Here is a 6,486-nt window from a genome sequence, read left to right on the forward strand (position 1 = left end):
GTAGTCAGCGCAAACGCTGGCGATGAGCTGAAGGCTCCTGACCTCGTCATTCCTGGGTCTGCGCGCGTCGCTTGGCTCCTTGTTCCGCCCGTGGATGACGACCTCGACAGGCGTCTTGGCCAATCGCCAAGGCATGGGATCTGCCAATGCACGCATGGGCAGCGGGCAAAGTTTTTGTGCTGGAGAACTGGCCCGGTACAAGGCCTTAGCGCGAGTGGATCACTTCGTCGGTGTTGGCGAGCAGCTTGCGGACAGCGTTGCGCGCCGCATCCGGCCGCTTCAGGCGGATGTTCCGCTCGATCGCCTCATGCAGCTTCTGGGCGTGCTGCAGATCGTCCAGTTCGCGCGTCGTGTAGGTGAAGAGATGGTCGAAGGCGGATTCGATCAGCACGCCGAGCGGCACCAAAAGGTCGTTGCCGGAGGCCCTGAGGATGGCGAGATGGAAGCGCGTGTCGGCGCGGGTGCGCTCCTGAAGGCTGGTCGCCTCGCCCATCTCGCGGCAGGCCTGGCTGATCTCGGCCATCTGCTCGTCGGTGCGCCGCAGCGCCGCGAAGGCGGTGGCTTCCGGCTCGATGATATGGCGGAATTCCTGCACCGTCCTCAGGAAAACCACGCGATCCGGCGATGTCGCGTACCAGGACAGCACATCGCGGTCGAGCAGATTCCAGCGTTCTTTCGGTTCGACCCAGCTGCCGATCTTCGGCCGCGACGCCAGCAGGCTCTTTGCCATCAGCATCTTGATCGCCTCGCGCACCGCCGAGCGGCTGACGTCGAAGGTCTCCGACCATTTCGCTTCGTTGGGCAGGATGGTGCCTGGCGGATAGTCGCCGCGCACGATCCTCAGCCCGATCTCGCCGGCCAAGGACGTGTGCACGCTGGCGCCCGGAATACGCGGCGCATTGGCCCGGCGAACGCCGGCCGGACGCTCCGTGGCTGCCGCCTTCGTCGGCTTTTTTTCGTTGTTCGGCTTCGCGTCCCGCATATGATCCAGAAAATCCGCTTTTGAGAGGCTGTCAAGCAACGTGCATGGATGTGCACAGCTCAACCGGCATTTGGCGCCGCCTCACGCTGTTTTGACATATTTGCGCCAGCTGTGCTCGGGCCGGAAGCCGAGCACGTCGCGCGCCTTGCGGTTCGAAAGCAGGGTCTCATATTCGCCGAGCTCGGCCTTGACCGGCACGCCCGGATAGAACCGCTTCAACAGCTCCGCCGTCGGCAGGTCCGACGAGGTATCATCATTGGCAGCGTTGAACACCTGGAAGCCCAGGCCATCTTTCTCGATGGCGCGCAAAGTGATCTGGCCAAGATCGCGCGCGTCGATGTAGCTCCAGGCGATGCGCTTGCGGAAGCCGGGATCGGCGAACCATTTCGGGAACAGCGAATATTCATGCGGCTCGATGACGTTGCCGATGCGCAGCGCATAGATGTCGGCGCCGCTGCGCAGCGAGAAGGCCCTTGCCGTCTTCTCGTTGACGATCTTGGACAGCGCGTAAGAGTCCATCGGGTCGACGTCATATGCCTCGTCGAGCGGGAAATGCGTGGGATTGCGCGGCTCGTTGGCGAAGACCAGGCCGTAGGTCGTCTCCGAAGAGGCGATGACGACCTTGCGGATGCCGAGCTTAACCGCCGCTTCGATGACATTATAGGTGCCCATCGCGTTGATGCGGAACACCTCGTTGTCCGGCGTGATCATGATGCGCGGGATGGCGGCGAAATGCACCACGGCGTCGACCGGCTGGGCTCTCAGCGACGGGTCGAACTCGTGCAGGCCCATATAGCTCGACAGCGCGTTGAAAACCTGGCCGCTGTCGGCGATGTCGGTGATCAGCGTGCGCACCTTCGGATTGTCGAGCGGCTTGGTGTCGATGTTGAGCACCTGGCAGCCATGTTCGACCAGATACTGAACGACATGCCGGCCTGCCTTGCCGCTGCCGCCGGTGAACATGATCCGCTTCGTCATTTTGCTCTCCACAACGCTCGGGAATTATGTGTATTGTCAGACAATATGGCAATCCGCAACCGCCCGCTACCGCGATCCGCGGAAACCTCCTCGACAATCGCCCGCCGCGCGGGCTCATCACCACGAAAGACAGGGAAGAGACGACATGAGCACCACCGCTGCCCGCGAAAACATCGGTTTCATCGGCCTTGGCCTGATGGGGCACGGCATCGCCAAGAACATCGTCGACAAGGGCTATCCGCTGACCTTCCTCGGCCGCAAGAACCGCAAGCCCGCCGAAGACCTGGCTGGCCGCGGCGCCAGGGAACTTGCTACATCCAGGGAAGTAGCTGCTGCCTCCGACATCGTCTTCATCTGCGTCACCGGCTCGCGCGAGGTGGAGGCGATCGTCCGCGGCCCCGGCGGACTGAAGGAAGGCCTGAAGCAAGGCTCTGTCGTCGTCGATTGCTCGACCTCCGATCCGGTCTCGACCGTGGCCCTGGGCGCCGAGCTCAAGGCGCTCGGCGTCGACTATGTCGATGCGCCGCTCAGCCGCACGCCCAAGGAGGCCTGGGAAGGCACGCTCGACGCCATGGTCGGGGCGCCGGACGCGGTGTTCGCCAGGCTGAAGCCGGTGATCGAGACCTGGGCCGGCCGCATTGTCCATATCGGCGACACCGGCGACGGCCACCGCATGAAGCTGCTCAACAACTTCGTCTCGCTGGGCTATGCCGCGATCTATTCGGAAGCGCTGGCGCTGGCGCAGAAGGTCGGCATCTCGCCGTCGCGCTTCGACAGCGTCATCCGCAACGGCCGCATGGATTGCGGCTTCTATCAGACCTTCATGCGCTGGACGCTGGAGGGAGACCGCGACGCGCACAAGTTCAGCATCGCCAATGCCTTCAAGGACCTGACCTATCTGGAATCGATGGCGGGCGCGGCTAGCATCGCCAACCCGCTCGGCAACGCCACCAAGAACTCCTTTGCGACCGCCTTCGCAGCCGGTCCCGCCGAGCAGTATGTGCCGATGCTCGCCACCCATATCGGCAAGCTCAACGGCGTCGACCTGATGCCCTCGAAGGACGGCGTGAAGCAGAAAATCTGAAAGCGCCCTGCCCTGGCCGACCGCGAAAGCGGGCGCCGGAAAAATCAGGGGCGCCTTGCGGGCGCCCCTTTTTTGACGGTTGGCTTTGGATGCAGCCTGCGCCTACCTCTGGATGCAGGTGTCGGCCGTTTCCTTGGTGCATTCGTCGAGGCCGGTGAAGACCGGATCGTCGACCTTCTTGTTGCCGATGAGGTCGAGCATCACCGAAGGCGCCTTGTAGCCCATTTCGAACGGCCGCTGGCCGACCAGCGCGGTAACCAGGCCTTCCTTGGCGATCGCCACTTCGTCGCCGATCGTGTCGGCGGCGCCGATGACGAACTCGTTCTTGGCGATCTTGTCGGCCATCGGCTTGAACAGGTCGCGATAAGGCTGCGGGGCGCCGAACAGCGGCCAGCCGCCCATGATGCCGAAGGCATCGAGCTTCGGATTGGCGGCGAGGATGTCGGTCATCGCCTGCACGCCCTTGGCGCCGTCGTCATTGGTGAACACCGGGCAGCCGGCGACTTCGGTCCAGCCGCCTTCGCCGGCAAGGGCTGCAAGGCCTTCCTTGCCCGACAGCGCATCGCGCATGCCTTGCGCGCGGCGCAGGATGTTGTCGGCCGCCGGATTGCCCTCGATGGTGCAGATCGTGCCGCCATTCGGCTTGGCCTTCTTGATGTACTCGCCGATCTTCTTGCCCATCAGGTAGTTGTCGGTGCCGAGATAGGTCTTGCGAAGGGCTGCGTCTTCCTTGGCAAGGTCGGCGTCGACCGTCATGATCGGGATCGACGGATTGGCGCTCTTGATCGTCTGCGCGATCAGCGGTGCGTTCGACGGCGAGATCGCCATCGCCGCCGTGTCTGGCTTGCTCAGCATGTCCTGCACGATCTGCGCTTCGCCAGCTTCGTCCGAGGTCGATGCCGGGCCGGTGTAGAAGCATTCATATTCCGAGCTGGCGTTTTCCTTGTTCCACTTCTCGCAGCCCTGATGGATGGCTTCGAAGAACGGATTGTCGAGACCTTTTACCACGATGACGAGCTGTTTCTTGGCCAAAGCCGGCCCGGCGCCCAACGCCATGGCGGCGACGGCGGCAAGCAAAAGTGTTTTCCTCATATCAGTCCTCCCTTGAAACAGACGGACACCGCGTGCCCGCCACACTGATCAGCCCGGATACACAAGACCCATGACGAGCATCTCATGATGTTCGCGTCCTGCGCCGGGCTGATAAGCATTTGCCGATCCGTTTGCCCGAATGCTGGCGCAGCCGGATCCTTGACCTTCAAACCATTTGCCCGCCTTCCGCCGGACAGGCGGACGAGGAGCAAAGTCTTCCTCCGAGGCTTAGCTAATATCGGCTTTTCGCCAGCGTCAATTCCTATTTGTCCTACAAAACCGATTTTTCGTCGAGTCTCGAAATTAATCGTCTGACAATTGATTGACGCCCTTGTCCGCTTTTGCCTAAATGCGTGAACGCGCCGTTCGGGAGGAAATGGACGGAGCAACGACGCAAGCGGCGCCGGCCAGGCCGGCGGCAGCTGCGCGATAAATGGGGAGGCTTAAGGCTGGTGCCGGTTCTCGAACTCGCCAACATCTCGAAGCATTTCGGCGCCATCCAGGCGGTCAACGACGTCTCGTTCTCGCTGGAGGCTGGCGAGGTCGTCGGCCTGATGGGCGACAACGGCGCCGGCAAGTCGACGCTGGTCAAGATGATCGCCGGCAACTTCCATCCGAGCCATGGCACGATGCGCCTGGACGGCAAAGACCTTGTCCTGCACAAGCCCGCCGATGCGCGTCAGCACGGCATAGAGATCGTCCACCAGGACCTGGCGCTCTGCAACAACCTGACGGCCGCGGCCAACGTCTATCTCGGCCGTGAGCTGCGCCGCGGCATCGGCCCGTTCCGTATCCTCGACTATGGTGCGATGTACAAGCGCGCCGGCCAGCTCTTTGCCGAGCTGAAATCCGAAACGCGGCCACGCGACCTCGTCAAGCAGATGTCGGGCGGCCAGCGCCAGGCGGTGGCGATTGCCCGCACCATGCTGTCGCAGGCCAAGATCGTGCTGATGGACGAGCCGACGGCGGCGATCTCGGTCAGGCAGGTCGCCGAAGTGCTGAACCTGATCCGCCACCTGCGCGACCAGGGCATCGCCGTGGTGCTGATCAGCCATCGCATGCCGGACGTGTTCGACGTCGCCGACCGCGTCATCGTCATGCGGCGCGGCCGCAAGGTCGCCGACAAGAAGATCGCGTCGAGTTCGCCCGAGGAAGTCACCGGCTTGATCACCGGCGCCATCGAACAGGTTGCGTGATCGCGCTGATCCTCGCGCCCCACCTCTCAGGAAAGGTCGATAATGGCAGTCACCCTTGACCAGACGATCGCGCAGAAGCAGCACACTTTCCTGTCGCGGCTATTCTCCAACCAGACCTTCTGGGTGGTGATCGCGGTCATTCTCGCCTGCCTGTTCCTATCCTTTGCCACCGATTCCTTCGCCACCTCGAAGAACCTCTTCAACATCACCCGAAACGTCACCTTCGTCGCCATCGTGGCGCTCGGCATGACCTTCGTCATCATCACCGGCGGCATCGACCTTTCGGTCGGCTCGGTGCTTTGCCTGTCTTCGATGGTGCTCGCCGTCACCATGCATGCCGGCTATTCGATCGAGATCGGCATCCTGGCGTCGATCGCCACCGCGCTTGCGGTAGGCGCCTTCAACGGCGTGCTTATCGCCTATCTCGGCTTCCCGCCCTTCGTCGTGACGCTCGGCATGCTTTCGGTGGCGCGCAGCCTTGCCATGGTCGCCTCCAACAACACGGTGGTCTTCCAGTTTGGGCCGGATCATCAGAAGCTGCTCGCATTGGGCGGTGGCGCATGGGTGTTCGGCATCGCCAACCCCGTGCTCTACATGATCATTCTGGGGCTGATCACCGGTTTCACCCTGCGTTGGACCAAGTTCGGCCGGCACATCTTCGCCATCGGCGGCAACGAGCATGCGGCGACGCTGACCGGCGTTCCCGTCAAGCAGATCAAGGTCGCCGTCTACATGATCTCGGCGCTGTCGGCTGGGCTCGCCGGCATCATCCAGACCGGGTGGCTCGGCGCCGTCACCACCAATCTCGGCAACGGCATGGAGCTGCAGGTGATCGCCGCGACCGTCATCGGCGGCGCGGACCTCGCCGGCGGCGTCGGCACCGCCTTCGGCGCCATCGTCGGCGCAGCCCTGATCGAAGTGATCCGCAACAGCCTCGGCCTGCTTGGCATCAATGCCTTCTGGCAAGGCACTTTCATCGGCGGCGCGATCATCCTGGCCGTGCTCTTCGACCGCATCCGCAATTTCCGCCGCAGCGATTAGCCCCCCCCTTGTGGGGGAAGGTGGCCGCGAAGCGGTCGGATGAGCGACTATCTGAGGTGTCAAGTTGCATTTGCGAACTCGATGCGCGCGTCGCGTGCTTTTGCATTGAGAAT

At 62.9% G+C, this 6,486-nt stretch carries 6 protein-coding genes; 3 read left to right on the forward strand and 3 right to left on the reverse strand.

Going from position 1 to position 6,486, the window contains the following annotated elements; genetic code table 11:
* Positions 1-205: 205 nt before the first annotated feature.
* Complete coding sequence (locus LB572_RS04340) at positions 206-982, reverse strand: FadR/GntR family transcriptional regulator (RefSeq protein WP_140803608.1); 777 nt, start codon at positions 980-982, stop codon at positions 206-208.
* A gap of 81 nt (positions 983-1,063) precedes the next feature.
* Positions 1,064-1,960 (reverse strand): NAD-dependent epimerase/dehydratase family protein, encoded by an 897-nt coding sequence (locus LB572_RS04345; RefSeq protein ID WP_140803610.1) that lies wholly within the window; start codon positions 1,958-1,960, stop codon positions 1,064-1,066.
* A 145-nt stretch (positions 1,961-2,105) separates the two neighbouring features.
* Between LB572_RS04345 and LB572_RS04350 the strand changes: the two genes are divergently transcribed.
* On the forward strand, positions 2,106-3,044 hold the full coding sequence (locus tag LB572_RS04350; RefSeq protein ID WP_224666849.1) for an NAD(P)-dependent oxidoreductase: 939 nt from the start codon (positions 2,106-2,108) through the stop codon (positions 3,042-3,044).
* Between the two features lie 102 nt (positions 3,045-3,146).
* Here LB572_RS04350 and LB572_RS04355 read toward each other — a convergent pair whose 3' ends face one another.
* The gene (locus LB572_RS04355; protein ID WP_073985322.1) at positions 3,147-4,136 is read right to left on the reverse strand and encodes a sugar-binding protein; all 990 of its coding nucleotides are present in this window, start codon (positions 4,134-4,136) and stop codon (positions 3,147-3,149) included.
* A gap of 452 nt (positions 4,137-4,588) precedes the next feature.
* Between LB572_RS04355 and LB572_RS04360 the strand changes: the two genes are divergently transcribed.
* Both LB572_RS04360 and LB572_RS04365 read left to right on the forward strand, forming a co-directional pair.
* Positions 4,589-5,332: an ATP-binding cassette domain-containing protein gene (locus LB572_RS04360; RefSeq protein ID WP_140803614.1), complete on the forward strand. Its 744-nt coding sequence runs from the start codon at positions 4,589-4,591 to the stop codon at positions 5,330-5,332.
* Between the two features lie 42 nt (positions 5,333-5,374).
* Positions 5,375-6,373, forward strand: coding sequence for an ABC transporter permease (locus LB572_RS04365; RefSeq protein ID WP_140803616.1), 999 nt, complete (start codon positions 5,375-5,377; stop codon positions 6,371-6,373).
* Positions 6,374-6,486: the final 113 nt, after the last annotated feature.

Origin of the sequence: Mesorhizobium sp. BH1-1-5 (assembly GCF_020165615.1) — a bacterium.
Classification (GTDB): Bacteria; Pseudomonadota; Alphaproteobacteria; order Rhizobiales; family Rhizobiaceae; genus Mesorhizobium.